Raw genomic sequence first — 26743 nt, forward strand, 5'->3', positions numbered from 1 at the left:
GGAGCTCTCGGGCTCCCTCTTGAAATTGACATCAGGTCAGCGGGGCTGCCCCGGTTTTTGGATAACGATTGGATCAGCCGCGCCAGTCCTGCAGTGCCTTGAGGCTGGCGTTCTGACCCGCCACCTGCAATATGATGTAGTCCTGTGCTATGGCGATCAGGGTCACCCCGGAGGCGACCTCGCTCCCCTCACGAAACTCACGTCCGTTCAGCATCACGGCCCGTTTGGCCGGATTGGAAGAGAAGACGTGGGAGCCGTAGGAGAGGGCGGGGATACGTTGCTTCAGCTCCAGCGGCAGGGCGCTGATCGGCATGGCCTGCGCCTCGGGTTGGGCCTGCGGTACAGCCTCTTCCATCAGCGGCGTGTTGTTGAGGGCATTCATGATGCGCTCGGCCAGCCCCTGGCTGCTGTCGGCAGCCGGCGTTTTGTTCTCGGGTACGGCTCTGGGACGCACCACGGGTTCAGGCAGCGGCGGGGGCAGTGGGCGGGTAATCATGGGCCTGGGCTCGATGCGTACGAAGGGGGGAGTGACCACCTCTTTCACTTCGATTGTCTTCTCGATGGGGCGGTTGTTGAGCAGGTGCCAGCCATAGTTGGCGCCAGCGCCCATCAGCAGGGCAAGCGGGGCCAGCAGCCACCAGATCCAGCGCCGGTTCTGTTCCTCTTCCTGAGTGACGGGCAACCCCATCGCCGGAATATGCGAGGTGAACTGGGGCTGATCGGCCCGGCGCAGCGCCTTGAGCAGGGTAGACATCAGGAAGCCTCCTCGGACAGTGTGACCATGGACTCGTCGTCCATGGTATCCAGTTTGGCCGGCGTGCCGGTGCGCTTGGGCTCATCTTCCAGTCTGGGCATGGGTTCGCCCGCCATCACATTGAGACGCAGCAGGGTATTGCTGCCGGCTATGCCGTCCGGATTGAGTCCTTGTTCGCGCTGGAATTGCTGCAGCTTGTTCTTGAGCTCGGCATCGAAGCGCCGCACCTTGCGATCCGGCTGTTGCAGGGCGCGGCTGAGAGCGTTGTCCAGCCACTGTACCTGGGTCGCGCCGGCATTGTTGCCAATCAGGGCGACGCCGCCCTTGGGCATGCGCCACAGCAGGGTATAGCTGCCGCCCCAGAAATCGGACAGCCATTGCCTGTCTACCTGCCAGCTCTGGTTGCCGATGAGCAGGTTGGCTTTGTCCGGCCCCAGGCTCACCAGAGTCGCGTAGTAGATGCCGCCAGTTTCGTCGGTCAGGCTGATGAGGGCCGGGTGCTGCAGGGCCTGCAGATCCGCCAGCGAGGCGTCGCCCTCCTGGCAGCGCAAGCCGGCGCGCGGTGCGTTGTCGCAGGTCGCCTCCTCCAGCTCGGTCTGGTAGCCCCACACCTTGTAGAGATTCTGCATGGCGCTATCCGGCTCCAGCGCCTGATTGATGGCGCGGGTCAGCTGCTCCTGCTGCTCAGGGGTGTCGTCCACCTTGACCGGCACCTCCACCTTGATTACGGGGCGCTCGGGGAAGAAGCCGAAGAACTGCCAGCCCCACCAGCCGGTGGCGACCAGCAAGGCCCCCGCCAGAGCGACCATGAGGCCGGACTGCCAGGTGCCCTCGTCGCGAATGCCGCTCACCTCATAGGCCGCCAGGCTGATGTCGCCGTGAACTATCTTGTGGCTGCCACGGGCGAAGGCGGCGATCAGGGCGCGATCGCAGATAAGGTTGATGAGGCGGGGAATGCCGCCAGAGAGGCGGTGCAGGGTCTGAGTCGCCTTGGGAGTAAAGATGGGCTGAACACAGCCTGCGACCTGCAGCCGGAAGCGTACATAGGCATCCACGTCCTGATGCGAAAGCGGCAGCAGGTGATAACGGGCCGTGATGCGCTGGGCCAGCTGGCGCAGCAGGGGCTGGCGCAGCATCTGTTGCAGCTCGGGCTGGCCGATGAGCACCACTTGCAGCAGCTTCTTCTCGTCTGTTTCCAGGTTGGTGAGCAGGCGCAGCTGCTCAAGCACACCGGGCAGCAGATGCTGGGCTTCATCCACCAGCACAACGCTGCGCTTGCCTGCCGTCAGGTTGGCCAGCAGGTGGTCGCGAATGAGATCGAACAGCAGCTTGAGGCCTGCGTCCTTGTCGTATGGCAGCTGGAACTCGTCACAGATGGCCGCCAGCAGGTCGCGCTCGGTCAGGGATGGATTGAGGATGTAGGCGATCTCGGTCTCGGCCGGCAACTGCTGCAACAGGCAGCGGGAGACGGTGGTTTTACCGGTTCCCACTTCCCCGGTCAGCAGCACGAAGCCGCCGCCATCCTGCAACCCGTAGTTGAGATGGGCCAAGGCTTCCCCGTGACGTTCACTCATATAGAGATATTTGGGGTTGGGCGAGATGGAGAACGGGGGCTCCGACAGACCGAAGAACTGTGTGTACATAAGGATCCATTCCATTGTTATGGGCGGCAGGTTAAAGCCTCCCCACTGGGATGTCAAAGACCCGGATGCCATAAGGGGGGCTGGCGCCGGCCTTGCTCCACTTCGGCATTTTTGAGCGGGGCCAAGGGATCGAAAGTGCCGTCATGGTGTGGGCCGGGAGGTCAGTGCACCTGCTGGCGAAAGCTGTAGTTTGCAGCACGGCAAGGTTATCGCCGGCGAGGCGGGGGGCAGGCATAGTCTCTGCTGGCTAAACCGGTATAATCGGGGCAGGTTTATCAAGGGAGACGCAGATTGCAGACTTATCTGGTTGGGGGCGCAGTGCGGGATCGCCTGTTGGGATTGCCGCAAGGGGATAGAGACCACCTGGTGGTGGGGGCGACCGTGGAGCAGATGCTGGCGCTGGGGTTCAGCCAGGTTGGCCGGGATTTCCCGGTATTTCTCCATCCCAAGACCCAGCAGGAGTACGCGCTGGCCCGCACCGAGCGCAAGCAGGGCCACGGTTACACCGGGTTTGTCTGCCACGCATCCCCCGAAGTGACGCTGGAGCAGGATCTGCTGCGCCGGGATCTCACCATCAATGCCATCGCAGAGGATGAAGAGGGCCGGCTGCACGACCCCTACGGCGGTATCCAGGATCTGGAACAGCGTATGCTGCGTCATGTCTCCCCGGCCTTTGCCGAGGATCCGCTGCGCATCCTGCGGGTTGCCCGCTTCGCCGCCCGCTTCCACGCCCAGGGCTTCGTGGTGGCCCCCGAGACGCTGGCGCTGATGCGCGAGATGACCGACGCCGGCGAGCTGGCTCACCTGACCCCGGAGCGGGTCTGGAAGGAGCTGGAAAAGGTGCTGCTGGGGCAGACCCCTCAGGTCTTCTTCGAGGTGCTGCGTGAATGTGGCGCCCTCAAGGCGCTGTTCCCCGAGCTGGACGCCCTGTTCGGTGTGCCGGCGCCCGCCAAGTGGCATCCGGAGATCGACACCGGTATCCATACGCTCATGGTGCTGGCGCAGGCGTGTCGCCTCTCACCCGAGTTGGCGGTGCGCTTCGCCGCCCTGTGCCATGACTTTGGCAAGGGACTGACTCCGCCTGCATTCTGGCCGAGTCATCATGGGCATGGCCAGAAGGGACTGCCGCTGATCCGCGACTTTTGCGAGCGCTTTCGGGTGCCGAACGACTGCCGCGATCTGGCGTTGCTGGTGAGCGATCTGCACACCCATATCCACATCGCCTTCGAACTCAAGCCCGCGACCCTGCTCAAGGTGTTCGACAAGGCGGATGCCTGGCGCAGACCCGAGCGTTTCGCCCAGCTGCTGGACGCCTGCCGTGCCGATTTCCACGGCCGTACCGGCTTCGAGGAGCGGGTCTATGCCGAGCCCGACTATGTGGCTCAGGCGCTCGGCGCGGCCCAGGCAGTGCCCGTGAAGGAGATAGTGGCAGCCGGTTTCAAGGGGGAGGCCATTCGCGAGCAGCTCGCCAAGCGCCGGCTCGATGCCATCAGTCGGGTGCGCGACGAGTGGACTTTTATCGACGAGGAGTAGCCTCTTTTGCCGCCAGATATAAAAAAGCCCGGGTCAGTGACCCGGGCTTTTTGCTGCGGCTTGCGTCAAGAGAAGCAAGCTTGCAAGACGTAGAAAATGGCGATGGCCAGGATGGCTCCTGCGGGCAGGGTAATGATCCAGGAGACCACTATGTTGCGCAGCACGCCCAGGTTCAGGGCGGCGATGCCACGGGCCAGACCGACACCCATGACGGCACCGACCAGAGTCTGGGTGGTGGAGATGGGCAGACCGGTACCGGAGGCAATCACCACGGTCGCGGCAGTTGCCAGCTGGGCGGCGAAACCACGGCTCGGGGTCAGGTGAGTAATACCGGTACCGACCGTTGCCATTACCTTGCCGCCCATGGTCGCCAGACCGATGACGATACCTATGCCGCCAAGGGGCAGGATCCACCATGCGATGGAGGACTGACCGGCGATCTCGCCACCTGACGCCACTATGGAGGCGACAGCAGAGAGCGGACCTATGGCGTTGGCCACGTCGTTGGAGCCGTGAGCAAAGGCCATGGCACAGGCAGTGATCACCATCAGGATGCCAAATACCTTCTCCACGTTGGCGAAGTGCATCTTGCTGTCATCTTGCGGGTTGTACTTCTGGCCGCGAATGTAGAGCCAGCCTGCAAACGCCACGGCGATGGAGATGGCGACGGATAGCATGATCCCTTCGCCGTCGGTGAGGTGCAGACCGACGTGGGTCAGCCCCTTCTTGATGGTGACCAGACAGATCACCAGCGCTGTCAGGAACATGTAGAAGGGCACGTAACGCTTGGCGTTGGCCAGAGGATCATCTGTGTTGAAGATGAGCTTCTGCACGCTGATGAACATGAAGTAGGCGATGATGCCGGAGATGGCCGGAGTGATGATCCAGGAGCCGACGATGCCGCCGAACTTGCTCCATTGCACCGCTTCCGGACCAATGCTCACCATCGCAAAACCGACGATGGCGCCAATGATGGAGTGGGTGGTCGAGACAGGCCAGCCAAAGTAGGAGGCCAGGATCAACCAGGAGCCCGCCGCCAGCAGAGAGGCGATCATGCCGAGCACCAGCAGATCCGGTGTATCGGCAAAGGCATTGGTATCTATGATGCCATTGCGGATGGTGGCGGTCACTTCACCGCCCGCCAGATACGCACCGGCAAACTCGAAGATCATGGCGATGATGATTGCCTGACGTATGGTCAGGGACTTGGTGCCGACCGATGTGCCCATGGCGTTGGCCACGTCATTCGCGCCTATACCCCAGGCCATCAAAAAGCCGAACAAGGCCGCCACGAGCACCAGAGTAGTGCCGTAATTCGCGATAATGTCCATTAATAGTGTTTACCCAGTCAGTCGATTACGAACGAGCCAGCATCAGTTCCAGACGGGCGCCAACGCGCTCGGCCTGGTCTGCCAGGTCACCTACCCATTCGAGGATCTTGTAGAGGAACATAACGTCGATCGGATTGTACTTCTGCTCAACGGCTTGCAGCTGTTGGCGCAGCCCGATCTGCATGGTGTCAGTATCGTCCTCGATAAGATCCAGCTGGTGGATCATCTCGGCAACCATTTCAACTTCTCGTCCTTTGAAGCCGGTTTCGAGCAGCTCATCGAGTTCTCCGATGGCTTTTTCGGCTTGGGCGGTCGCATCGATACAACGTTTGAGATAGGCCATGAAATCGGCGCGCATCTCGGCAGGGAATTCCATTTTACGACCAAGCATGCGACCGGAGATATCCTTGGCACGGTTGGCAATCTTGTCTTGCTGAGTCAGCAGCTCCAGCAGGTCGGTACGGGCGACCGGCAGGAAGAGACCACGAGGCAGTTTCAGACGAATTTCACGTTTGAGGATGTCCGCCTCTTTTTCCAGCTGGGCGATATGTTCCCGAATCTTCTCGGCATCTTCCCAACGGTCTTCGGCCACGGCATCAAAGAAGGGGATGAGCTGCTCGCAGCACACGTGAACCTTGACGATATGCTTCTGTAACGGCTTGATGGGGGACTTGGCAAAAAGCCCCAAAATAGTATTTACTGGCATGGTCAAACCTGTGTCGGTGAAAAAACACTCGATACGATGTTATGAGGCGCGCATGGTAACCGAACTGCGCCATCAATAAAACCGTGAATTAATCCTGATGTATCGCAGGCATTATATCCTCGCGTTCAGTATCATGCCCCCCCAAGTTGCCTGCCAGCCCGGAATGACTATGCAAACTGAGATCGAGATAAAGTTTTTTGTCTCACAAGACATTCAACAATTATTATCCAACCTGCTGAATTCTATTGAAATTACATCCAATGCCCAGGTGGAGCTTGGCAATGTCTATTTTGATACGCCGACCCTGGATTTACGTCGGCTCGAAATGGGATTACGCATCCGTCGCAGTGACGATTTTGCCGAGCAGACGATTAAATGCCGGGGTCAGGTGGTGGGGGGATTGCACGCCAGGCCTGAATATAATGCCCCTGTGCATGGGGATGTTCCGATGCTATCTGCCTTTCCGGACGATATCTTCCCGAGTCTGGCTGTCCGCGACGAGATCCAGGGCAAGCTGGTTGCCCAGTTCCGTACCGATTTCCTGCGTCGTCACTGGCTGATTGCCTTCGAGGGAGCCGAGATCGAGCTGGCCTGGGATCAGGGCGAGATCGTCGGCTCGCTGGGAAAAACGGCCATCAACGAACTGGAACTTGAGCTTAAATCCGGCGATGCCAGCGCCCTGTTCGCGCTGGCAGAACGGCTGACCGTGCTGGGTGGTGTCAGGCTGGGCGCGCAATCCAAGGCGCAGCGCGGCTATCGGTTGGCAGGGCTCGGCAAGCCGATGGCACTGCAACCCTTGCCTGTGGTCAATGGGGTCGATGCCAAGGCACGCATCACCTCGAGCCTGCAACATTGGCAACATCATGAGCAGTACTGGCTGGAACAGGCGGACCCCGAGCAGCGACGCCTGGCGCTGCAAGAGATCCGGCAGGGTATTGCGCTTGTCATCGAGGCGGCCGGCATGCTGGTGGCACCGACCTGGCTGGCGGCGCTGACCGACTTGTCGACTCATCTGGCCTTGCTGGCGCAAGACGTGGCCGAACCTGAGTGGCAGACGGCACTGTCTGCTCTCTTCCATCGGGCTGACTATGTGCGGCTCCAACTGGCCATCGCCGCTTGGTTGCACGCAACTGCATGATGCTTGTGCCCGGCGGGCGTGACGGGTAGTGACGAAAAAGGTGAGCCCGGGCTCACCTTTTTCATGGCCGACACTCTCATCACAGATGAAGGCTTCAGACTTGGGTGTAGACCAGCCCTGTGCTGCGAACCATGTCTTCCCCCTGGCAGAGTTGCGCCAGCCCGCTGGTGTCACAGGGCTGGCCGTTGTGCTCGATACAGAACTCGAATCGGGTCTGGGACTTGATGGGGGTATGGTCCGGATTGGCGGTAGTCGCCTGCCACTGCCACTGTTGCAGCGTCTCTATGGCGACCTCGCTGAACTGTTCGTCACTGCGAGCCAGTACGCGGATCTGCTCGGCCTGACCCGCTTCATTGATCACATACTCGAGTGAGGTGCATCCCATCTTTTCGGCCAGAATGGCCTCCTTGGGATAGCGTGACTCCACTCTGGTCAGGGGGGTCCACTGGGCATTCACATCCGTGATGTTGCTCAGGGGGAGTGAGGTGAGGTGCACGCTCTGGGTCTGGTGACTGCAACCGGTCAATACGCACAGGGCGCCCAGTAAAAGAGTGGCTTTCATGTTCGCTTCCCTTCGTTCGCTTTATTGTTCCTGGCGGGGCCCGCCCGCCGCTCGGCAGGGTTATTAATAAAATATTCAGCTACGAATGAAAACCCTTTGTGGGCGGCAGGCCATAAAAAACCGCCTTTCGGCGGTCTTTTCATCTTTTTCTTACTCAATAGTAGCCAATGTCATCCGAGCTCGGTCTGGTCTTGAAGCGGCGATGTAGCCACATGTACTGCTCGGGTGCCTTGCGTACTGCGGCCTCTATCTCTTTGTTGGCACGGGTGGCATCGACCACGTCATCGCCGCTGGGGTAGTCCGCCAGAGGGGCGCCTATGTGCAAGACGTAGCCCTCTTTGGTGCGAATGTTGTAGCAGGGCAGGGTAACTGTGTTTTTCACCCGGGCCAGGGTGGCGGTCCCTGTGATGGTGGCCGCCTGCTCAACGGCGAAGTAGGGGACGAACACGCTGGCGTGGGAGCCGTAGTCGTGATCAGGGGCATACCAGAGGGCATCGCCGTTGCGCAGCGCCTTGATCATTCCCTTCACGTCCATGCGGTCCACCAGATATTTGTTGGAGGCGCAGCGACCGTGGTACTGGGCATATTCCAGGACAGGATTGGTGTTGGGGCGGTAGACGCCAACCCCCGGCCTGACCAGGCCGAAGCAGCGGGCGTTGAGCTCCAGCGTCAGAAAATGGCAGGAGAGCAGCAGCATGCCCTGACTTTTTTCCATGGCGGCGATGACGTGCTCTTCCCCTTCTACCTTCATCAGGTTGCGCATGCGCCAGTCGGGCCAGAACCAGGCCATACCCACTTCGAAGATGGCGCAGCCCACGCTTTCGAAATTCTGCCTGAGCAGCTTCTCCCGCTCATCCTTGGTCAATTCCGGCATTGCCAGCTCAAGGTTGCGGCGGGCAATTTTGACGCGGGATTTCAACAATACGCGGGCCAGGGTGCCCAGTTGACGGCCCAACCACATCTGGCTGCGCCAGGGCAACAATACCAGCAACCAAAGCAGGCTGAGGCCGATCCAGCTCCCCCAGTAACGGGGATGGAACAGATGGGGTTCGAGGCGGGGGGCGTGTTCGTGGGCCATGAAAAATCTCTTGTTCGCAATCGCCATGATCTGGAGAGTCCAGCCAAAAAGGGGAGGCGATAAAGGCTCGTGGATATCCTGATTGGATAGTTTTACTGGCAATCGGGGGATTCTAGCCGAAAAGCGGGGTCGGGTGCGAATCGCCTCTCGCCTGGTCAGAGCTGACATGGCTGGTCTATGTCTGCTCACTGTGTCTGCTCACTGTGTCGGCTCGCGGTAGCGAAGCAGGGCCGCGTGCTTTTTTCACACCCCGCAAAAGAGTGTGATAAAATCGGCGGCTGATTTTTCAGGTTTTGAGAGTCGATACAGATGAAAATCACCCTGCCCGAGTTTGCAAAAGCCCGCGTTCTGGTCGTTGGCGATGTCATGTTGGACCGCTATTGGCATGGCCCCACCGGCCGGATATCGCCCGAGGCACCGGTGCCCGTGGTCAAGGTTGAGCATATTGAGGAGCGCCCGGGTGGCGCCGCCAACGTGGCCCTCAACTCCGCCGCTCTGGGCGCCCATGCCGTTCTGCTTGGCCTGACCGGTCAGGATGAAGCGGCCGATGCCCTTGCTGGCCAGATGGCTGGCGTCAAGGTCGCCTGTGATTTCGTTCGTCTGGCCGACTATCCGACCATCACCAAGCTGCGGGTGCTCTCCCGCAACCAGCAACTGCTGCGCCTCGACTTCGAAGAGGCTTTCCACGATGTCGACTCCACTCTGCTGATGAACAAGGTGGAACAGGCGCTGCCCAGCAGCGACGTGATGATCCTCTCCGATTATGGCAAGGGTGCTCTCAACGACGTACCCGGCATGATCCTGCGTGCCCGCGCCGCCGGTATTCCTGTGCTGGTCGATCCCAAGGGGACCGAGTTTGAGAAATATCGCGGCGCCACCCTGCTGACCCCCAACATGTCCGAGTTCGAGGCCGTGGTGGGCAAGGTGAAGGGTGAAGAGGATCTGGTCGCCAAGGGGCTGGCGCTGGTCAAGCGTTTCGAGCTGGAGGCCCTGCTGGTCACCCGTTCCGAAAACGGCATGACCCTGATCCGCGAAGGTCAGCCCGAGCTGCACCTGCCAGCCCAGGCCCACGAGGTCTACGACGTGACCGGTGCCGGTGATACCGTCATTTCGACCCTGGCCACCTCGCTGGCTGCCGGCATGAGTCTGGACGAGGCCTGCGCCTTGGCCAATACCGCCGCCGGTATCGTGGTCGGCAAGCTGGGTACTTCCACCGTCAGCCCGGTGGAGCTTGCCAACGCGCTCTACACCGAGCAGGAGACCGGTTTCGGCGTCATGTCCGAGGCCCAGCTCAAGATTGCCGTGCAGGCGGCCCGTCTGCGTGGCGAGAAGGTAGTGATGACCAACGGTTGCTTCGACATACTGCACGCTGGTCACGTCTCCTACCTCGCCAATGCCGGCAAGTTGGGGGATCGCCTGATAGTGGCGGTCAATACCGATGACTCCGTCCGTCGCCTGAAAGGGCCGGGTCGTCCGGTCAATTCGACCGACCGTCGCATGGCCGTGCTGGCCGCGTTGGGCGCCGTGGATTGGGTGGTGCCTTTCGCCGAAGATACGCCCCAGCGGCTGATCGCCGAAGTGCTGCCCGACCTGCTGGTCAAGGGGGGTGACTACAAGCCGAAGGATATCGCCGGTTATGATGAAGTGACCGCCAACGGTGGCGATGTGCGCGTGCTCAACTTCGAAGATGGCTGCTCCACCAGCGACATCATCAAGACCATCCGCGAACGCGGATGAGTCAAAACCCGGCCCAGGCCGGGTTTTTTATGCCTGGCCCGCACCTGAGTATGGAAGTCTCGCGGCGTTCACCAGCCTGCGGCAAGAGAACCGGCCGGTGCAGGCAACAGAAAGCGGATAACAAAAAGGCGACCCTGGGGTCGCCTTTTTACTGGATGCGCGTCGGGATCAGGACTTGTTCTTGACCTGAGCGGCGGGTATCAGCCCCTGGTTTACTTCTTCCAGATCTTTCTGCTCCAGCGTGCCGGCGGCCTGCTTGAGGGAGAGGATGCTGAGAATGTAGTTGTAACGGGCTTCGGAGAGTTTCTGCTTGGCCTGGTACAGCTTGCGGGTAGAGTCCAGCACGTCGACTATGGTGCGGGTACCGACTTCATAGCCCGCTTCGGTGGCCTTGAGGGCGCTGTCGGCGGAGATGACGGACTGGCCGTAGGCGCGTACCGAACCTATGCTGGCGTTCACGTTGTTGTAGGAGGAGCGCACAGTGCTCTGCACAGAGCGGAAGCTGCGCTCCAGCTGCTCGCTGGCCGCCACGTAATTGAACTGGGACTGCTTGACCTGGGAGGTGGTCGCGCCACCCGTGTAGAGCGGCAGCTTGAAGTTCAGGCCTATGTTGCCCTGATTGCTGTTGCTCTCGGGGTTGCGGATCTCGTCCTTGTAATCGCTATAGGTACTGGAGAGACCGGCACCCAGATCCAGCGTCGGCTCGTGACCGGTCTTGGCCAGATCGATCTGTTCCTTGGCGATGTCTTTACCGATGCGGGCGCTGTGCAGTTGCAGGTTCTTGTCCAGTGCCAGCTCCAGCCACTTGTCGGAGTTGAACGGCGTCTTCTGCGGGCTGAAACGCTCAGTGTTGAGTACGTCCAGCTGACGGTGGTCGATGCCGGTCAGCTCGCGCAGACTCTCGTAGCTGTTGTCCAGCGTGTTCTCGGCATTGATCTCGTCCGCCAGTGCCTGATCGCGCTCGGCCTCGGCCTCATGCACGTCCGTGATGGCGGTCAGGCCCACTTCGAAGCGCTGCTGGGTCTGTTCCAGCTGACGTTCTACGGCGGCTTTGTTGGCGCGGACGAATTCCAGTGTGTCCATTGCCTTGAGCACGTTGAAATAGGCCTGGGCGGTGCGCAGCATCAGATTCTGGATTTCGAGGTTGTAGGCCACATCGGACTGGGTGGCGCTCTTCTCGGTCAGGTCCAGGTTGACCCAGTTGCTGCGACGATAGATAGATTGATCCAGCGAGAGGGAGCCAGTAGCGTTGCTGTTGGTCTGGGTATCACCCTTGTTTTGCAGGTAGTTCAGGCCGGCTCCCAGATTGATTTGCGGCAAGAGGGCTGCGCGGGATTCATTGATCTTCTCGAAGGCTTGGTCACGCTTGGCCTTGGATTCCTGCAGTTGGGTGTCCTTGATCTGGGCTTGTTGGTAAATGTCGAGCAGGTTCTCGGCGTGGGCGCCGGCGCTGACGCCCAGCAACACCATGGCTGACAAGAGTGTTCTTTTCATAGATCGTTTTAACCTTATGTATTAACCCAAAGCTGTCGCTGGATGAAGGAGGGGTATTGTCACTGAGCAAGCTTGATTTCAGCTTAATCACTCTACTATAAGCAAAATATTATGATAACTGTCTCTTTTCCAGCGACAGGAACGTCAAGCACGAGGGGGGAGTTTTCTCCCCCTCGTGCCTAGCCAAATGCCCTGTGACTGCTAAAATCCATCCCTCATCTCCGTCGGGAACGAGTGAATGAATGTTCATTCATGTTCTCGGATTTTATGGTCAAACCGAGCCAAGTCAAGCTGGCGGGAGTCTCGTATGTCGCAGCAAGCCTTGCCCCAAACCCGTCACTATTCTGCTGATGATGTAAAAATTATCGAGAAATCATCGGGATATAACGGCTTCTTCAAAGTAAATGTCTATCGCCTGCAACACAGGTTATTTGCGGGGGGCTGGAATGAGCCCATAGTGCGCGAGCTGTTCGAGCGCGGCCATGCGGCCGCGCTGCTGCCCTATGATCCTGTGCGCGACCAGATAGTGCTGGTGGAACAGTTTCGCATCGGCGCCATCGAGACCAGTTCCACCCCTTGGCTGCTGGAGCTGGTGGCCGGCATCATAGATGAAGGGGAGACTGCCGAGGTGGTGGTGCGCCGGGAAGCGGTGGAAGAGGCGGGCATCGAGGTGGGTCGCTGCGAGCATGCCATCAGTTATTTGGTGAGCCCGGGCGGCAGTACCGAGCGTATTGAGGTCTATGTGGGCGAGGTGGATGCCAGCAAGGCCGAAGGGATCCACGGTTTGGCGGAAGAGGGCGAAGATATCCGGGTGCACGTGGTGAGTCGTGAACAGGCCTATGCCTGGCTCAAGGAGGGGCGCATCGACAATGCGGCTTCCGTCATCGCACTGCAGTGGCTGGCCCTCAATCACGGTGAGCTGCGGGCTCGCTGGCTGGCGGGACGCTGAGGTGGTGCGCGTCCAGCAGCAGGGCAAGCGCTATGTGCCTGACTTGATGTCCTTGCAGCGCACCTGCGAGGTGAACTACTCACGGGTGTTGATTGATGGAGCTGCGCTATGCCGTTAGTCCAGAGCCCGATGAAACGCTATGTGCCTGATTTGATGTCCTTGCAGCGTACCTGCGAGGTGAACTATATGGCCTTGATGAAACTGCTGCCACCCGGTGGCACAGTCGGGGCCGAGCGTCGCTATCAGGTGGGCAACGGGTTGCAGTTCCAGCTCATCGTCAGCGAGGAGAGCCGCTTTACCAGTCAGGTGATCCTGGCACAGCACAACCCGGAATTGCCGAGCTACTTGCAGGCTCGCATCGAGATTCGTTTGTATCATGACGTGCGGATGGCGGAAGTGTGTGCGGCGCAACAGATTTCGAGGTTGCAACCACGTTATGATTATCCCAATAAAAAAATGCACCAGCGGGATGAAAAGGAGCAGGTAAATCTGTTTCTGGCCGATTGGCTAAGATTTTGTCTCAGACATGGTACCAGCCTGATCAACATCCTCTAGTTGAACTTATACAAAGAAGCGTGATTTTGGAAACAGAGCTACCCCAGGCGCAGGACGGCAGTGTGCGCCTGTTACAAATTACCGACACCCATCTCTTCGCGAGTGCCGAGGGGAGGCTATTGGCTGTACGCACTGCGGAGAGCCTGGCTGCCGTGCTGGAACAGGTGCAGGTCAATGAGCACCCGTTCGACCTGATCCTGGCCACTGGCGATCTGTCGCAGGATCACAGTCCGGAGTCCTACCAGCGCTTTGCCAGCATGATGGCCCCGCTGGCGCGCCCCATCTACTGGTTGCCCGGCAACCACGACGACGGCCCCCTGATGACCGAGTACCTGCATGCGGCCGGGATCAGCGAGGCCAAGCAACTGGTGGGCGAACACTGGCAAGTGATGCTGCTCGATACCCAGGTACGCGGCAAACCCCATGGCGTGCTGGGGGATCACCAACTGGCGGCGCTGGACAGCGCACTGCGTCAACATCCCGAGCGCCACGCCCTGATCGCCCTGCACCATCAGGCTGTGCCGGTCGGTTGCGCCTGGCTGGATCAGCACAATCTCAAGAATGCCGACGACTTGTTCGCCGTGCTGGCTCGTCATCCCCAGCAGAAAACCATCTTGTTTGGCCATGTCCATCAGGAGTTTGACGAGGTGCACCGCGGGGTGCGGCTGATTGCCAGCCCCTCCACCTGCATCCAGTTCAAACCGCTCAGCGATGGTTTCGCGCTGGATGAGTCCGGCCCGGGCTGGCGCTATCTCACCCTGCATCCCGATGGCCGGGTGGCGAGCCAGGTGTGGCGCCTGCCAGTGGGGCAGTTTGTGCCAGACCCCGATGCCACCGGTTATTGAGGAGAGCATTGCATGAAGTCGGTTCTCCTTTATCTGCACGGTTTCAACTCTTCGCCAGGTTCTGCCAAGGCGCAGCAGATGGCTGCCTGGGTCGCCGAATACAGACCCGACATCGAGGTCATTATTCCGGCCCAGCCCAATACGCCTGCCGCTGCCTGGGCTGCCATCGAGAAAATCATTGAAGATGTCAGTGCCCGTCATGGTGCCCATCTCAAGCTCGGCGCTGTGGGCAGCTCGCTCGGCGGTTTTATGGCGACCCGAGTGGCCGAGCGCTATGGCTGCCGCGCGGCCCTGATCAATCCGGCGGTGCGCCCCCATGAGCTGCTCTGCGACTATCTGGGCCCCCAGACCAATCCTTATACCAACGAGCGCTTCGAGCTGCTGCCGGTACACATGGACGAACTGCGGGCGTTGGCGGTACCTGTGACTGCGCCTGAACGGCTCTGGATCCTGCAACAGCAGGAGGACGAGGTGCTCGACTATCGCAAGGCGCTGACCGAATATCAGTTCTCCCGTCTCTCGCTGGAGTGCGGCGGCAATCACGCCTTCACCGGGTTTGAACGCTATCCCGCCCAGATCATCCACTTTCTCGGGCTCTAGCGATGCAACCGCCGTTGGCCACCTTTCTGGAACAGGTGTTGGCCACGGCGCAAGCAGGCCTCACCTACTCCAAGGATCCCTTCGATATTGGTCGCTTTGAGGCGCTCAGAGCGGCCACGGTCGCCCTGATTGCCAGTCATAGCGACCTGAAACCGGACGCCATCGCAGAGTGGATCGACCTCGATCGCGGCTACCCCACTCCCAAGCTGGATGTGCGAGCCCTTATCGTTGATAAGGCTGGCAATATCCTGCTGGTGCAGGAGCGCAGCGACGGTTGCTGGACCCTGCCCGGCGGCTGGTGTGATGTCGGTGACTCGCCAGCCGATACCGTGGTGCGCGAGGTCGTTGAAGAGACTGGCCTCACCTGCCGGGCGGTGCAACTGCTGGCGTTGTTCGACAAGCTCAAGCACCCCCATCCACCCCAGCTGCCCCACGCCCACAAGGCCTTCTTCCTGTGCGAGGTGATCGGTGGCCAGCTGCTCGGCGAAACCGATGAAACACAAGGCGCAGGTTACTTCCCCATCGACGACTTGCCTGAACTCTCCCTCCAGCGGGTGGTGGAGCCCCAACTGCGCACCCTGCATGCCCATCTGTTGCAAGGGCGGCGCGAGACGTTGTTCGACTGACCCGATTGGAGGGCGCATCAGCTAGCAAGGAGGCTGGATGATCAAACGCATTGGCAAGACCCGGATTGAGGAAAAGCACAGGGCCAGCTGTCACTGCGGGGCCGTGGTACTGGAACTTACCTTGCCGGATGGGGTGGTGGATCCCCGTCGCTGCGACTGCTCCCTCTGCCGGCGGCGCGGCGCCATCGTCGCCTCTGTACCGCTCTCGGGCATACGCATCCTGCAAGGGGAGGCCGAACTGCGCTGCTACCAGTTCAACACTCGTACCGCAAAGCACTACTTCTGCAGCGTCTGCGGCATTTATACCCATCACCAGCGTCGCTCCAATCAGGCCGAGTATGGTTACAACCTTGCCTGTCTGGAGGGGGTCAACCCGTTCGAGCTGGCTGAGGTGCCGCTGCGCGACGGGGTAAACCATCCAGCCGATCGAGGGAAATAGCCACAAGGGCGTCATCCGCAGATGTCATCATCAGGGTGGCAGCGTCTTTTGGTTTCCATGTCTCCTTCTCCAGGCTGACACAGGCACTCTCTGTGGCGTCAGGCGCATCTGATCCCGGCTCGGTATCTTGTCGGCCCCTGTCTGGATCACCCTTTCCCGCAGTCGGGTTTGTCCAAGGCCCTCCCAACGAGTAAGATTCTCCCCAAACGTCAATTCGCAAGGCCCTCCATGTCCACTCAATACAATGCGGATGCCATTGAGGTCCTCAATGGCCTCGAACCGGTGCGTCGTCGCCCCGGCATGTACACAGACACCACCCGGCCCAATCACCTCGGCCAGGAGGTCATCGACAACAGCGTCGATGAGGCGCTGGCGGGCCACGCCCGTACTCTGGAGGTGACCCTGTTTGAAGACCAGTCCCTCGAGGTGATCGATGACGGCCGCGGCATGCCGGTCGACATTCACCCGGAGGAGGGGGTATCCGGTGTGGAGCTGATCCTCTGCAAGCTGCACGCGGGGGGCAAGTTCTCCAACAAGAACTACCAGTTCTCCGGCGGTCTGCACGGGGTGGGCATTTCTGTGGTGAACGCCCTCTCCGATCGGGTCGAGGTGACGGTGCGCCGCGATGGCCAGGTCTATGACATCGCCTTCGAGCGCGGCGACAAGGTGCAGGAGCTGACCATCACCGGCACCTGCGGGCGCCGCAACACAGGTACCCGGGTGCGCTTCTGGCCGCAGGCGAGCTATTTCGACTCGCCCCGCTTCTCGGTCACCAAGCTGGAGCACCTGCTCAAAGCCAAGGCCGTGCTCTGCCCCGGTCTCACCATCAAATTCCTCGACAAGAACACCGGCATCAAGCTGGAGTGGTGCTACGAAGATGGCCTCAAGGATTATCTGGTCGATGCGGTCAAGCAGTTCACCTGCCTGCCGGAGCAGCCCTTCGTCGGCGCCTTCAGCACAGAGCAGTCCGCGGTGGACTGGGCGCTGTGCTGGTTGCCGGAAGGGGGCGAGTGCCTCGCCGAATCCTATGTGAACCTGATCCCGACGCCGCAGGGCGGTACTCACGTCAACGGCCTGCGCCAGGGCCTGCTCGACGCCATGCGCGAGTTCTGCGAGTTCCGCAACCTGTTGCCCCGCGGGGTCAAGCTGACCCCTGAAGATATCTGGGATCGCTGCGCCTACATCCTCTCCATCAAGATGCAGGATCCCCAGTTCGCCGGTCAGACCAAGGAGCGGCTGTCGTCGCGCCAGAGCTCGGCCTTCGTGTCGGGGGTGGTGAAGGACTCCTTCAGCCTGTTCCTCAACAGCAATACCGAGCTGGCGGAGCAGATCGCCGAGATCTGCATCTCCAGCGCCCAGCGCCGGTTGCGCGCCGCCAAGACGGTGGTGCGCAAGAAAATCACCCAGGGCCCGGCTCTGCCCGGCAAGCTGACCGACTGCAACTGCGCCGACCCCATGCAAGGTGAATTGTTCCTGGTGGAGGGTGACTCAGCGGGCGGCAGCGCCAAGCAGGCGCGAGATCGCGAATTTCAGGCCATCATGCCCCTGCGCGGCAAGATCCTGAACACCTGGGAGGTGGAGGCCGGTCAGGTGCTCGCCTCGCAAGAAGTGCACGATATCTCTGTGGCCATCGGCCTGGACCCGGACTCGGAGGATCTCTCCGGCCTGCGCTACGGCAAGGTGTGCATCCTCGCGGATGCGGACTCGGACGGTCTGCACATCGCGACCCTGCTCTGCGCCCTGTTTGTGAGGCACTTCAGAACCCTGGTCAACAAGGGTCACGTCTACGTGGCCATGCCGCCGCTCTACCGGATCGACATCGGCAAGGAGGTCTACTATGCCCTCGACGAGGACGAGAAGAACGGCGTGCTGCAGCGGGTCGAGGCCGAGAAGAAGAAGGGCAAGGTGATGGTGACCCGATTCAAGGGGCTGGGCGAGATGAACCCGAAACAGCTGCGGGAAACCACCATGGATCCCAACACCCGCCGTCTGGTGCAGCTCACCATGGGCGAGATGGAGGAGGGGGACGAGACCCTGCAACTGATGGACATGCTGCTGGCCAAGAAGCGCGCCCCGGATCGTCGCGAGTGGCTGGAAGAGAAGGGCAACCTCGCCATCATCTAAGCCGTCGGTCACCTGCCGACCCGCATTTCAGGCGTGCCCTCTGAGGGCGCGCCATAGCAAGAGAAAAACATATGAGTGATGCTATCGAGCTCAGTCTGTTGGATGAAGTAGAGCGCCAACCAGCTCCCGAACCGAAAGAGATAATCACATGAGTGATGCTATCGAGCTCAGTCTGGATGGGGTAGAGCGCCAGCCAATGCGCACCTTTACCGAACAGGCTTACTTGAACTACTCCATGTACGTCATCATGGACCGGGCCCTGCCGCACATCGGCGATGGCCTCAAACCCGTGCAGCGGCGCATCATCTACGCCATGAGCGAGCTGGGTCTGTCGGCGCTGTCCAAGCACAAGAAGTCCGCCCGTACCGTGGGTGACGTGCTGGGTAAATACCACCCTCACGGCGACAGCGCCTGTTATGAAGCCATGGTGCTGATGGCCCAGCCCTTCTCCTACCGCTACCCGCTGGTGGACGGTCAGGGCAACTGGGGTGCGCCGGACGATCCCAAATCCTTCGCCGCCATGCGTTATACCGAGGCGCGCTTGTCGCGCTTCTCCGAGCTGCTGCTCTCCGAGCTCGGCCAGGGCACTGTGGACTGGACGCCGAACTTCGACGGCACCATGAAAGAGCCGGTGGTGCTGCCCGCCCGCCTGCCTCACATACTGCTCAACGGCATCACAGGCATAGCCGTGGGTATGGCGACCGACATTCCGCCCCACAACGCGCGGGAAGTGGCCTACGCCTGTGCCGAGCTGCTCGACAACCCCAATGCGGGGCTGGATGCGCTGATGGCGCACATTCAGGGGCCGGACTACCCGACCAGCGCCGAGATCATCACACCGCGCGATGACATCCGCAAAATCTACGAGACCGGCAAGGGCTCCATCAAGCAGCGGGCTGTGTGGAACGAGGAGGATGGCGACATCGTCATCACGGCGCTGCCCCATCAGGCCTCCGGCGCCAAGATCATGGAGCAGATCGCCGCCCAGATGGTGGCCAAGAAGCTGCCCATGGTCACCGACCTGCGCGACGAATCGGACCACGAGAATCCGACCCGTCTGGTGATCATTCCCCGCTCTAACCGGGTGGACATGGAGGCGCTGATGGCCCACCTGTTCGCCACCACGGATCTGGAGAAGAACTATCGCGTCAACCTCAACATCCTCGGCCTCGACAACCGGCCGCAGGTGAAGACTCTCAAGATGATCCTCTCCGAGTGGATCATTTTCCGCCGCGAGACGGTGCGCCGTCGCCTGCAGTATCGCCTCGACAAGGTGCTGGCTCGCCTGCACATCCTCGAAGGCTTGCTGGTGGCCTACCTCAACATCGACGAGGTGATCGAGATCATCCGTACCGAGGATGAGCCGGGCAAGGTGATGGTGGAGCGTTTCAACATCAGCGAGACCCAGGCCGAGGCTATCCTCGAGCTCAAACTGCGCCATCTGGCCAAGCTGGAAGAGTTCAAGCTGCGTGCCGAGCAGGACGAACTGGCCATAGAGCGCGACAAGCTCGAACTGCTGCTGGGCTCCGAGCGTCGCCTCAACACCCTGCTCAAGAAAGAGCTGCTGGCGGATGCCGAGAAGTACGGCGACGATCGCCGCACCCCGCTGGTGGAGCGTGCCAGCGCGGTAGCCCTGACCGAGAAAGAGTTGACCCCGAGCGAGCCGGTCACCGTCATCCTCTCTGACAAGGGTTGGGTGCGTGCTGCCAAGGGCCACGACGTGGACGTGGCGGGGCTCTCCTACAAGGCGGGGGATGGCTATCTGGCCCACGCCTGTGGCCGCAGCAACCAGCAGGCGGTGTTCCTCTCCACTCTGGGGCGTACCTATGCACTGGAAGCCCACACACTGCCATCGGCCCGCAGTCAGGGGGAGCCGCTCACCGGCCGCTTTGCGCTCGGGGCGGGGGAAGAGGTGCGCCATCTGGTGATGGGCAACGAGGGCGAACCGTATCTGATCTGTTCAGATGCCGGTTACGGCTTCGTCTGCACCTATGACGATCTCATCGGCAAGAACAAGAACGGCAAGGCGCTGCTGACAGTGCCGGAAGGTGGCCTGGTGATGGCTCCCCAGAAGATTGGCTCGCCAGAAACCGATCTCTGCATGGCCATCTCCAACGAGGGGCGCATGCTGTTGTTCCCGCTTAACACCTTGCCGGTGCTTGGCAAGGGCAAGGGTAACAAGCTGATCAGCATTCCGTCGGCTCGCGTGAAGGCGCGGGAAGAGTTTATGGTGATGGCCGCCATTATCCCACAGGGGCAATATGTCACCCTGTTCGCCGGCAAGCGCAAGCTGACCCTCAAACCTGCCGATCTCGACTACTACCGCGGCGAGCGCGGCCGCCGTGGCGCCAAGCTGCCCCGCGGTTTGCAGCGGGTGGACAGGATAGAGATAGAGGCTGTGGCTAATGCTGAGCCTGAAGCGGGCGAGAATACTGATGCTTGATAAATAAGTACATGGTTAAATAAAAGGGAGCTAAGGCTCCCTTATTTTAAAGGAATGATATGGATGTTAAATGCTACTTCTCTAATGTAATTTTTAAATACTCAAATTCAGACATTATAACTATTCCGATAATATTTAAATCATTTGGCTATGAGATTGAATGGTTCCAAAGGGAAGGGTATAACAAGCCATTTTCGAATGACTGTAAATATTCTTTTGTTGAGTCATCAGTAGCTATAGTTAGAAATGTAGTAGACATACAGCATTTAGAGCTAAGCATGATGAAGTTGGCATGGATGCTTTCATTTGCGTTGAATGCACAAGTTAGTTTCTATTCATATCGTGACATCACAAATGAAATCCCATCGTGTGGAAAACAATGGTCAGTATCTGGGGTTTACTCCGCATCTCCATCACCAATAAACCCAGCCGATAGCCAAAGCTTGGTTAATTATTTAGAGTGTTGTTGGTATGGATTCGACCATGTATATGAAACAAGAAACATTCCAGTGGTTATTGATTATTTTACACAGCCAGAGGCAAAGCAACTCCCTTTGGAAATAAAATTATCACTATCATATATCTTGCTGGAAGCATTGAAGTATTCGTACGCAGTCAATGATGGTTATCCCTTTATTAAAGGGAAGTTTAAATACAAAATAAATCTTAAGAAAGATATTTGTGCCAGAGAACTAATAATAAGGATGTTTGATAGTGTAAATTTAAAGTTTGATGATGATTTATTGGAGGAGCGAAATGTTCTTATACATCAAGGAATTTCTAATAAAGAGCCTAGTGACATGCACTTACTTTACATTAAGTTAAGGGAGGCTATTTCAGAATATATGTTACGTATTTTTGGATATAAGTAGGGTAGTAGGTCTGATTATCGAAGCGTAATCAGACGTTCGCGAACGATAAAATCTGGTAGACTAACCATTTTTATATATTGAAAAGTCAGCCTGACCTGTTGAGGCTTTACCTACTGACAACTCATGATGTTTTGTCGTACGAACTCAATAAATACACGCGTTTTAGCAGGAAGATATTGGCGGTTTGCATAAACAGCAAACAACTGCAATGGGGCGGCGGGTAACTCAAGTTCAATTTCAACCAAGCTGCCATCATCAATAAACTCTTGGCAAGATACCTTGGCAAGAATGGCAAACCCTACCCCTGCTATTGCTGCTTTTAACGCTAGCTCACCACTATTGACCCGGTAGTGTTCATTCACTTGGATGGTGGAAAATTCACTGTTTGTGCGAGTAAATTGCCAAGGCATCCCTTTCAGAGCGCTAACCGTAGTGATGCAGGGTAGATCTTTTAGTTGTGACGTGTGGTTGGGAAGTCCCCACTTCTGGATCAATGAAGGGGAGCCAACAACAGTGCAGGGAATGGTTGTCAGATTGTTGGCTATATAATCGCAATCATCCATCTTTCCTCTGTGAATGATGATTGCCATGTCCAGATCCTCTCTTAATGACTCAAGTCCGGAAAGATTGGTAATACAGCTGATCTTGATTTCAGGATGTTGACAGGCAAAGTCAGCAATGGCTGTACCGAGCAGCCTGGGGCCGGCTTCATTGGGGATACAGATGCGTAATGGCCCTTTCAGCTGGATCTGTTGTGATGTCAATTCAGCCTCGGTTTGCTCCAGTGATTCCAGTAATGGTTTCACTCTGGTATAGAGCAGTTGCCCTGCCTGTGTGAGCTTCATATGGCGGGTAGTGCGTTCAATCAGTTGAAGGTTCAAGGCTTCTTCCAATTGAGAGATGCTACGGCTCACATTTGACGTGGGTATTTGAAGGGTTTTAGATGCCCCGACAAAACTGCTGTTTTCAACCACTGCAATGAAAATTCTCAGCGCATTAAATTCCATGCCTGTACGCATTGATTATCCCTAATATGATAACAATCTGTGCCATTTTAACGGATAAAATTAAAATGTGATAGTGGGTATACTTTTTATCTCTAAAGATTGAGAGTAAACACTATGATGCTAGATAAAAATAATGTGGGTGAGAAAACTCAAAATAATAGTTTGGTTATGGATTTTAACGTTGTCTGGTTGGCGGCATTGATTCAATTAATCAGTGCTCTTGATTTCATGATGATTATGCCTCTAGGGCCCGATTTATCTCGTGCACTAAATATAAGTCTAGCCTATATAGGATATTTAGGGGGCGGGTATGCACTGGCAGCCGCACTATCATCGTTATTGTGTGCCAGATATCTCGACAGATTTGATAGAAAACATGTTGCACTGATCTCATTGTTGGGCATCACGCTATCCACCTGGGCATGCGCGTTAGCATGGAATATGGAAAGTTTGTTCTTTACCCGCTTACTGGCCGGTGTGTTTGCCGGTCCGGCAACATCCATCGCTCTGGCGATCGTTGTGGATGCCACGCCACTACAGCAACGTGGTCGAGCGATGGCCATAGTGATGGGGGCTTTCTCGTTGTCAGCGATTGCCGGTGTGCCGTTGGGATTGGAGTTGGCCATGTTAAAAGGATGGAGTGCACCTTTCTATGTTGTCGGTGGTTTGGGGTTGTGTGTCTGCGTGGCGGTATATACAAGGCTGCCCGGGATGACGGCCCACTTGGGACGGAGCCAGAAGGCTTTTTCATCCATTGAAATGTTGAAGCGACCTGTGGTGTTGAATGCGTTTATGGCAATTGGGTTGGCAATTTTCAGCACCTTCCTTATTGTTCCCAACATTGCTGCTTATTTTCAATTTAACCTTGATGTCCCTCGTGGTGATATGAGTCATTACTATGTCATGGGCGGTATTTTTAGCCTGCTTTCAATGCAGCTTGGTGGATTTTTCATTGACCGTTTTGGCGCAATGAGAGTGACGATCTTGATGGGGATATTGACGATAGCCGTTGTTTGGGATGGCTTTTTGCATGAGCCTTGGTTGCCGACCATAGTTGTTTTCACGTTATTCATGGTGGTTACGTCGACACGAACGATCACCGTCGCTGCTGTTAATAGTCAAGTGGCAGAGCCTTGGGAAAGAGCGGGGTTCATGTCATTGCAGAATGTCTTCCAACATATATTCAGCGGTTCGGCCGCCGTAGTGTCTTCGATGATTTTAACCAATTTCGATGGTCACCTTGGCAACATGGCTATCGTGGCTTGGTTGGCCATAGTGCTGACGCTTATTCAACCAGTTTTTCTATATCAGTTACTCAAACGTTTATGCTCGGTGACCAAATAACCGAATGTTTGATTGACGACATGTGTAGGGGGTACTCATCGCCGTATACAACAACGCCCGGCAAGCCGGGCGTTGTTGGGTCATGACGGGGTAGATCCTGCTTGCTGCCACCAGCGGTGGCGTTGGCAGTGGCCTCGAGCCAAAGCTGGCCTAGAAGTCGTGGTAGAGCGGCCAGCCGAGCAGGGGGTGCTTGAGACCGGCGCGCATCTCGAAATTGTCGAGCTTCTCCGGCTCGGCGTTCTCTTGTTGCAGCAACTGGTACTGGCGCACAAAGCCCAGGGTGTGCAGCAGGTTGGGGACAAACCCCTTGCTGAGTTCCTGACGCAGACCGGCGATCAGTTCGCCCGGCAGCTCCGCCAGCAGCAGCTCCAGCTGGGCGGCCAGATAGTCGGTGTCGTACCAAGCTTCTTGCAGCACGATTTCCCGTGCCAGACGACGCTTGAGATCCTGCTTTACCTTCAGTTTGGCGGCCCCGCTGCCATTGCCGCAGAGGATGCGGTAGAGCAGGGCTTCGGCCAGCTTGTCCTCCATGGTGGGGTGGTCGTTCTCGCAGGCGAAGAAGTGCTGATCGATCAGGCTCATCAGGCGGGCCTTGTTATGCTCCACCAGCGCCTTCTCGTACTCCTGCCAACCTTGCCACTCCTCCACGTCGGGCGGGCTGGAGATTTTGTCCAAAAGCCGCGCATCCACGTCGCCATAGAGGCTGTTGCCACCTGGCTGCTTGGCGCTGACCGAGATCAGCATGGACCAGCCCTTCTGGAACGGCTTGATGGGCCCCTCCGGCGCCTGCAGCAGGGCCAGTGCCTTGGCGGTATCCCGTTGCGACAGCTCCAGCAGGCCCAGGCTGACCACGCCGATGACGTCGTGGGCGGCCTGTTCCAGCAGATGCATCTTGTACTTGTTGTAGTACTTGTCGGCGAACTTCAGGCTCATCAGCACCGCCTTGCCCTTGATCTGGCCCAGCTGCTGAGCGCTCAAGTGTTCGCTCTCGCGGCCAAAGCGCAGCACCTGAGTGAGAAAGGGGCCCTGATTGACATCGCGTATGACTAGTTGCATGACGGGGTTCCTCAATCCAGGAAGCTGAACATGTCGTCGACTTCGGCGTACTCGTCGGAGGCATCGTTCTTATCTTTGGCCTGCATCACCAGCTCGCTGGCGAACTTGCTGATGATCCCTTCCCAGGATGAGTGCTCATTGCGCAGCAGTGCCTTGATGGCTTTTTCCACGTCCGGGGTCAGCTCGCGGATCAGCATCAAGAGGCTGCGCGGGTCATCCAGCGGGTAGTCGTGGGCATTTTCACTCTGCTGGCGGTCGCTGTAGGAGAGCGCCTCTTCCAAGTCTTCCTCTTCGGCGTGCAGCGTGTCGTGGAAGCCCTCTTCATCCTCGAAGCGCTCACCGCGATAGAACTCGATGAAAGGGATGGCGAGGTAGAAGAGACCGGCCGGATCCTCGGCGATGCACTCCAGGATCTCCGCCTGCTTGGCGTCGCTGTCCTGGGTGCGGATCAGGTAGTTGAGGAAGTCGAAGGTGTGCTGCTGCAGCTCTTCGGCGTTGTTCTTGATTGCCTCTTCCCAGTAAAGGGGCTGCTGGCAGACGATGTCGCGGATCCGCTCCGGGGTCATCAGCTCGGAGATGATCGACGGGAACGACATGTCGTGCTGGCCGTTGATCTGGGTCAGGGTGACGATATCAATCTGTTCAATGACTTCTGCCAACTGATCGTCAGACATTGTCTTGGCGATCAGCTCGAACTTTTCGCTGGCCTGTTTCGGCTCGATCACGGCCAGCTCTTTGATCTCGATGGCGGTAATTTCTATCAGACTGTGCATGCTTTGCCCCAAGTTAGAAACGTACTTCGTCGTACATGTCTTGATCGCCGTCGTCGTCACCATCACCGTTGTAGTCGGCGTCAGCGTTTTCCCCGTCGTCATCGTCGTCGTCACGCAGCTCATAGTCGTCATCGGCACGGCGGCCACCGCGCGGCAGCGGGTTGTCCAGCTGGAACAGCACGGCGCAGGCTTCGATCAGCTGATCTTCGCTCTGGGCCCGTACCGCTTTCACCAGTGGCAGGTCGGCATTGTTGAACGCCACCGACACCTTGAATTCGTCCCATGAGGGTTGTACGCCGCTGCCGAGCCACTTGTTCCACTCGGGCTTGGCCTTGGCCGGGAACTGCACCCGGCCATAGAGGGCCAGCGGCAGGTATTCGGGCATGAATTCCAGCATGCTCATGTCAGCCAGCAGCAGTGTCTTCATCTTGCCGGTGAATTGCTCCAGCGCCTTGGGGTCGTCCTGATCCCGGTAGGATTCGATGTTCTCACTGGCATCACTCATCAGCGCTTTGATCCGCGCCTGGTCCCATTTTTTCTGCATAGCGCCTCAGGGGTAAAATTGGTCCCACATCTCCTGCATGGCAGAAGCGGGATCGGTCACGATGACGTTGTTGAAATCCTTGATGAAAGCGGCCCGTTGTTTCGGGTCTGACAGCACTTCATAGGCCTGCTTTACCTGGTGCAGCTTGATGGCTGCCAGCTCTCGCTCTTCTTCGCTCGCCCCTAACAGCTTGTCTGGGTGGTACTGGTTCGACAGCCGTCGATAGGCTTTTTTGATGTCGTTTTCGCTGGCATTGGACTTGACGCCCAGTACCCGAAAGTAGTTGTTCATGGCAGATCCTGCATCACTGGCATCTTGGAATTCACAATGCGGGCGCCTGATGGTGGAGCTTGAGAAACCAGGCACGGCAAAAACCCGTCATTTTAACGGAAACAGGCCAGCTCCGCCATGAATAGGAGGTGATATGGCAAGCAAGTTGCTCATGCGAGAAAAGCTCCGATCGCTGCCATTTTGGCAAGAAGAGGGTGGGGCATGTGTGATGGCGGTTGAAAAAACGCCCGGCAGGCCGGGCGTTGAGTCATCTGAGCTGAGTGGTGCAGTAAACAAACAACTGCGGCTTGCCAATTAGA

26 protein-coding genes are annotated in these 26743 nt (G+C 58.2%); 14 read left to right on the plus strand and 12 right to left on the minus strand.

Annotated elements, in window-relative coordinates; genetic code table 11:
• Positions 1 to 73: 73 nt before the first annotated feature.
• Positions 74 to 754: a GspB family T2SS assembly factor variant ExeB gene (gene exeB, locus ONZ54_RS02615; protein WP_111588858.1), complete on the minus strand. Its 681-nt coding sequence runs from the start codon at positions 752 to 754 to the stop codon at positions 74 to 76.
• On the minus strand, positions 754 to 2397 hold the full coding sequence (locus ONZ54_RS02620; RefSeq protein WP_271787396.1) for an ExeA family protein: 1644 nt from the start codon (positions 2395 to 2397) through the stop codon (positions 754 to 756). Before ONZ54_RS02620 ends, exeB begins: the two co-directional genes overlap by 1 nt.
• Positions 2398 to 2688: 291 nt before the next feature.
• Here ONZ54_RS02620 and ONZ54_RS02625 point away from each other — a divergent pair, with 291 nt between their 5' ends.
• The gene (locus ONZ54_RS02625; RefSeq protein WP_271787397.1) at positions 2689 to 3930 is read left to right on the plus strand and encodes a multifunctional CCA addition/repair protein; all 1242 of its coding nucleotides are present in this window, start codon (positions 2689 to 2691) and stop codon (positions 3928 to 3930) included.
• A gap of 65 nt (positions 3931 to 3995) precedes the next feature.
• Here ONZ54_RS02625 and ONZ54_RS02630 read toward each other — a convergent pair whose 3' ends face one another.
• Positions 3996 to 5261, minus strand: coding sequence for an inorganic phosphate transporter (locus tag ONZ54_RS02630; RefSeq protein WP_021140559.1), 1266 nt, complete (start codon positions 5259 to 5261; stop codon positions 3996 to 3998).
• A gap of 25 nt (positions 5262 to 5286) precedes the next feature.
• Positions 5287 to 5967 carry a TIGR00153 family protein gene (locus tag ONZ54_RS02635; protein WP_021140558.1) on the minus strand — a complete coding sequence of 227 codons (681 nt, stop codon included), beginning with the start codon at positions 5965 to 5967 and terminating at the stop codon, positions 5287 to 5289.
• A gap of 169 nt (positions 5968 to 6136) precedes the next feature.
• Here ONZ54_RS02635 and ONZ54_RS02640 point away from each other — a divergent pair, with 169 nt between their 5' ends.
• Complete coding sequence (locus ONZ54_RS02640; RefSeq protein WP_271787398.1) at positions 6137 to 7105, plus strand: CYTH domain-containing protein; 969 nt, start codon at positions 6137 to 6139, stop codon at positions 7103 to 7105.
• Positions 7106 to 7199: 94 nt separating this feature from the next.
• Here the strand turns inward: ONZ54_RS02640 and ONZ54_RS02645 are convergent, their stop codons facing one another.
• Both ONZ54_RS02645 and lpxL read right to left on the minus strand, forming a co-directional pair.
• Complete coding sequence (locus ONZ54_RS02645; protein ID WP_021140556.1) at positions 7200 to 7667, minus strand: energy transducer TonB; 468 nt, start codon at positions 7665 to 7667, stop codon at positions 7200 to 7202.
• A gap of 154 nt (positions 7668 to 7821) precedes the next feature.
• Positions 7822 to 8745, minus strand: a complete 924-nt coding sequence (gene lpxL, locus ONZ54_RS02650; protein WP_271787399.1) for an LpxL/LpxP family Kdo(2)-lipid IV(A) lauroyl/palmitoleoyl acyltransferase — start codon at positions 8743 to 8745, stop codon at positions 7822 to 7824.
• Between the two features lie 309 nt (positions 8746 to 9054).
• Between lpxL and hldE the strand changes: the two genes are divergently transcribed.
• Positions 9055 to 10482, plus strand: coding sequence for a bifunctional D-glycero-beta-D-manno-heptose-7-phosphate kinase/D-glycero-beta-D-manno-heptose 1-phosphate adenylyltransferase HldE (gene hldE, locus ONZ54_RS02655; protein WP_271787400.1), 1428 nt, complete (start codon positions 9055 to 9057; stop codon positions 10480 to 10482).
• 168 nt (positions 10483 to 10650) lie between these two features.
• Here hldE and tolC read toward each other — a convergent pair whose 3' ends face one another.
• On the minus strand, positions 10651 to 11976 hold the full coding sequence (tolC, locus tag ONZ54_RS02660) for an outer membrane channel protein TolC (protein ID WP_011898310.1): 1326 nt from the start codon (positions 11974 to 11976) through the stop codon (positions 10651 to 10653).
• A gap of 307 nt (positions 11977 to 12283) precedes the next feature.
• On the opposite strand from tolC, the gene nudF reads away from it, so the two are divergent.
• The 9 genes from nudF to ONZ54_RS02705 all read left to right on the plus strand — a co-directional run bounded on the left by nudF (position 12284) and on the right by ONZ54_RS02705 (position 21429).
• Entirely contained in the window at positions 12284 to 12925 is a 642-nt protein-coding gene (nudF, locus tag ONZ54_RS02665) for an ADP-ribose diphosphatase (RefSeq protein ID WP_059169797.1), read from the plus strand.
• A 108-nt stretch (positions 12926 to 13033) separates the two neighbouring features.
• The gene (locus tag ONZ54_RS02670) at positions 13034 to 13480 is read left to right on the plus strand and encodes a DUF1249 domain-containing protein (protein WP_021141263.1); all 447 of its coding nucleotides are present in this window, start codon (positions 13034 to 13036) and stop codon (positions 13478 to 13480) included.
• A gap of 26 nt (positions 13481 to 13506) precedes the next feature.
• Positions 13507 to 14325 (plus strand): 3',5'-cyclic-AMP phosphodiesterase, encoded by an 819-nt coding sequence (gene cpdA / locus ONZ54_RS02675; RefSeq protein ID WP_011898312.1) that lies wholly within the window; start codon positions 13507 to 13509, stop codon positions 14323 to 14325.
• Between the two features lie 12 nt (positions 14326 to 14337).
• Positions 14338 to 14925 carry a YqiA/YcfP family alpha/beta fold hydrolase gene (locus ONZ54_RS02680; RefSeq protein ID WP_271787401.1) on the plus strand — a complete coding sequence of 196 codons (588 nt, stop codon included), beginning with the start codon at positions 14338 to 14340 and terminating at the stop codon, positions 14923 to 14925.
• Between the two features lie 2 nt (positions 14926 to 14927).
• Positions 14928 to 15551: an NUDIX hydrolase gene (locus ONZ54_RS02685; RefSeq protein ID WP_271787402.1), complete on the plus strand. Its 624-nt coding sequence runs from the start codon at positions 14928 to 14930 to the stop codon at positions 15549 to 15551.
• A 37-nt stretch (positions 15552 to 15588) separates the two neighbouring features.
• Positions 15589 to 15990 carry a GFA family protein gene (locus ONZ54_RS02690; protein ID WP_271787403.1) on the plus strand — a complete coding sequence of 134 codons (402 nt, stop codon included), beginning with the start codon at positions 15589 to 15591 and terminating at the stop codon, positions 15988 to 15990.
• A gap of 228 nt (positions 15991 to 16218) precedes the next feature.
• Positions 16219 to 18114 (plus strand): DNA topoisomerase IV subunit B, encoded by a 1896-nt coding sequence (parE, locus tag ONZ54_RS02695; RefSeq protein ID WP_021141154.1) that lies wholly within the window; start codon positions 16219 to 16221, stop codon positions 18112 to 18114.
• A 148-nt stretch (positions 18115 to 18262) separates the two neighbouring features.
• A complete protein-coding gene (gene parC / locus ONZ54_RS02700) occupies positions 18263 to 20557 on the plus strand; it encodes a DNA topoisomerase IV subunit A (RefSeq protein ID WP_271787404.1) in 2295 nt (764 codons plus the stop codon).
• A 59-nt stretch (positions 20558 to 20616) separates the two neighbouring features.
• On the plus strand, positions 20617 to 21429 hold the full coding sequence (locus tag ONZ54_RS02705) for a hypothetical protein (RefSeq protein WP_271787405.1): 813 nt from the start codon (positions 20617 to 20619) through the stop codon (positions 21427 to 21429).
• 110 nt (positions 21430 to 21539) lie between these two features.
• Here ONZ54_RS02705 and ONZ54_RS02710 read toward each other — a convergent pair whose 3' ends face one another.
• A complete protein-coding gene (locus tag ONZ54_RS02710; RefSeq protein WP_271787406.1) occupies positions 21540 to 22448 on the minus strand; it encodes a LysR family transcriptional regulator in 909 nt (302 codons plus the stop codon).
• Positions 22449 to 22535: 87 nt separating this feature from the next.
• Between ONZ54_RS02710 and ONZ54_RS02715 the strand changes: the two genes are divergently transcribed.
• Entirely contained in the window at positions 22536 to 23780 is a 1245-nt protein-coding gene (locus ONZ54_RS02715) for an MFS transporter (protein ID WP_416995601.1), read from the plus strand.
• 150 nt (positions 23781 to 23930) lie between these two features.
• Here ONZ54_RS02715 and atcC read toward each other — a convergent pair whose 3' ends face one another.
• The 4 genes from atcC to atcJ are packed head-to-tail and all read right to left on the minus strand — an operon-like array spanning position 23931 to position 26444.
• A complete protein-coding gene (gene atcC / locus ONZ54_RS02720; protein ID WP_271787408.1) occupies positions 23931 to 24836 on the minus strand; it encodes a cold adaptation protein AtcC in 906 nt (301 codons plus the stop codon).
• A gap of 11 nt (positions 24837 to 24847) precedes the next feature.
• Positions 24848 to 25609 carry a cold adaptation protein AtcB gene (gene atcB, locus ONZ54_RS02725; RefSeq protein WP_005313872.1) on the minus strand — a complete coding sequence of 254 codons (762 nt, stop codon included), beginning with the start codon at positions 25607 to 25609 and terminating at the stop codon, positions 24848 to 24850.
• 13 nt (positions 25610 to 25622) lie between these two features.
• Positions 25623 to 26153, minus strand: coding sequence for a cold adaptation protein AtcA (atcA, locus tag ONZ54_RS02730; protein ID WP_021139714.1), 531 nt, complete (start codon positions 26151 to 26153; stop codon positions 25623 to 25625).
• A gap of 6 nt (positions 26154 to 26159) precedes the next feature.
• On the minus strand, positions 26160 to 26444 hold the full coding sequence (atcJ, locus tag ONZ54_RS02735) for a cold adaptation protein ActJcold adaptation protein ActJ (RefSeq protein WP_005313867.1): 285 nt from the start codon (positions 26442 to 26444) through the stop codon (positions 26160 to 26162).
• A gap of 133 nt (positions 26445 to 26577) precedes the next feature.
• Here atcJ and ONZ54_RS02740 point away from each other — a divergent pair, with 133 nt between their 5' ends.
• Complete coding sequence (locus ONZ54_RS02740) at positions 26578 to 26742, plus strand: hypothetical protein (RefSeq protein ID WP_271787409.1); 165 nt, start codon at positions 26578 to 26580, stop codon at positions 26740 to 26742.
• Position 26743: the final 1 nt, after the last annotated feature.

This window comes from Aeromonas salmonicida (genome assembly GCF_028355655.1).
GTDB lineage: Bacteria > Pseudomonadota > Gammaproteobacteria > Enterobacterales > Aeromonadaceae > Aeromonas > Aeromonas salmonicida.

What these genes read in the sequence shown, in the direction of transcription:
- exeB (WP_111588858.1), bottom strand. Translation starts at nt 754, where the DNA reads ATGTCTACCCTGCTCAAGGCGCTGCGCCGGGCCGATCAGCCCCAGTTC.
- ONZ54_RS02620 (WP_271787396.1), bottom strand. Translation starts at nt 2,397, where the DNA reads ATGTACACACAGTTCTTCGGTCTGTCGGAGCCCCCGTTCTCCATCTCG.
- ONZ54_RS02630 (WP_021140559.1), bottom strand. Translation starts at nt 5,261, where the DNA reads ATGGACATTATCGCGAATTACGGCACTACTCTGGTGCTCGTGGCGGCC.
- ONZ54_RS02635 (WP_021140558.1), bottom strand. Translation starts at nt 5,967, where the DNA reads ATGCCAGTAAATACTATTTTGGGGCTTTTTGCCAAGTCCCCCATCAAG.
- ONZ54_RS02640 (WP_271787398.1), top strand. Translation starts at nt 6,137, where the DNA reads ATGCAAACTGAGATCGAGATAAAGTTTTTTGTCTCACAAGACATTCAA.
- ONZ54_RS02645 (WP_021140556.1), bottom strand. Translation starts at nt 7,667, where the DNA reads ATGAAAGCCACTCTTTTACTGGGCGCCCTGTGCGTATTGACCGGTTGC.
- lpxL (WP_271787399.1), bottom strand. Translation starts at nt 8,745, where the DNA reads ATGGCCCACGAACACGCCCCCCGCCTCGAACCCCATCTGTTCCATCCC.
- hldE (WP_271787400.1), top strand. Translation starts at nt 9,055, where the DNA reads ATGAAAATCACCCTGCCCGAGTTTGCAAAAGCCCGCGTTCTGGTCGTT.
- tolC (WP_011898310.1), bottom strand. Translation starts at nt 11,976, where the DNA reads ATGAAAAGAACACTCTTGTCAGCCATGGTGTTGCTGGGCGTCAGCGCC.
- nudF (WP_059169797.1), top strand. Translation starts at nt 12,284, where the DNA reads ATGTCGCAGCAAGCCTTGCCCCAAACCCGTCACTATTCTGCTGATGAT.
- ONZ54_RS02670 (WP_021141263.1), top strand. Translation starts at nt 13,034, where the DNA reads ATGCCGTTAGTCCAGAGCCCGATGAAACGCTATGTGCCTGATTTGATG.
- ONZ54_RS02680 (WP_271787401.1), top strand. Translation starts at nt 14,338, where the DNA reads ATGAAGTCGGTTCTCCTTTATCTGCACGGTTTCAACTCTTCGCCAGGT.
- ONZ54_RS02685 (WP_271787402.1), top strand. Translation starts at nt 14,928, where the DNA reads ATGCAACCGCCGTTGGCCACCTTTCTGGAACAGGTGTTGGCCACGGCG.
- ONZ54_RS02690 (WP_271787403.1), top strand. Translation starts at nt 15,589, where the DNA reads ATGATCAAACGCATTGGCAAGACCCGGATTGAGGAAAAGCACAGGGCC.
- parE (WP_021141154.1), top strand. Translation starts at nt 16,219, where the DNA reads ATGTCCACTCAATACAATGCGGATGCCATTGAGGTCCTCAATGGCCTC.
- parC (WP_271787404.1), top strand. Translation starts at nt 18,263, where the DNA reads ATGAGTGATGCTATCGAGCTCAGTCTGGATGGGGTAGAGCGCCAGCCA.
- ONZ54_RS02705 (WP_271787405.1), top strand. Translation starts at nt 20,617, where the DNA reads ATGGATGTTAAATGCTACTTCTCTAATGTAATTTTTAAATACTCAAAT.
- ONZ54_RS02710 (WP_271787406.1), bottom strand. Translation starts at nt 22,448, where the DNA reads ATGCGTACAGGCATGGAATTTAATGCGCTGAGAATTTTCATTGCAGTG.
- atcC (WP_271787408.1), bottom strand. Translation starts at nt 24,836, where the DNA reads ATGCAACTAGTCATACGCGATGTCAATCAGGGCCCCTTTCTCACTCAG.
- atcB (WP_005313872.1), bottom strand. Translation starts at nt 25,609, where the DNA reads ATGCACAGTCTGATAGAAATTACCGCCATCGAGATCAAAGAGCTGGCC.
- atcA (WP_021139714.1), bottom strand. Translation starts at nt 26,153, where the DNA reads ATGCAGAAAAAATGGGACCAGGCGCGGATCAAAGCGCTGATGAGTGAT.
- atcJ (WP_005313867.1), bottom strand. Translation starts at nt 26,444, where the DNA reads ATGAACAACTACTTTCGGGTACTGGGCGTCAAGTCCAATGCCAGCGAA.
- ONZ54_RS02740 (WP_271787409.1), top strand. Translation starts at nt 26,578, where the DNA reads ATGGCAAGCAAGTTGCTCATGCGAGAAAAGCTCCGATCGCTGCCATTT.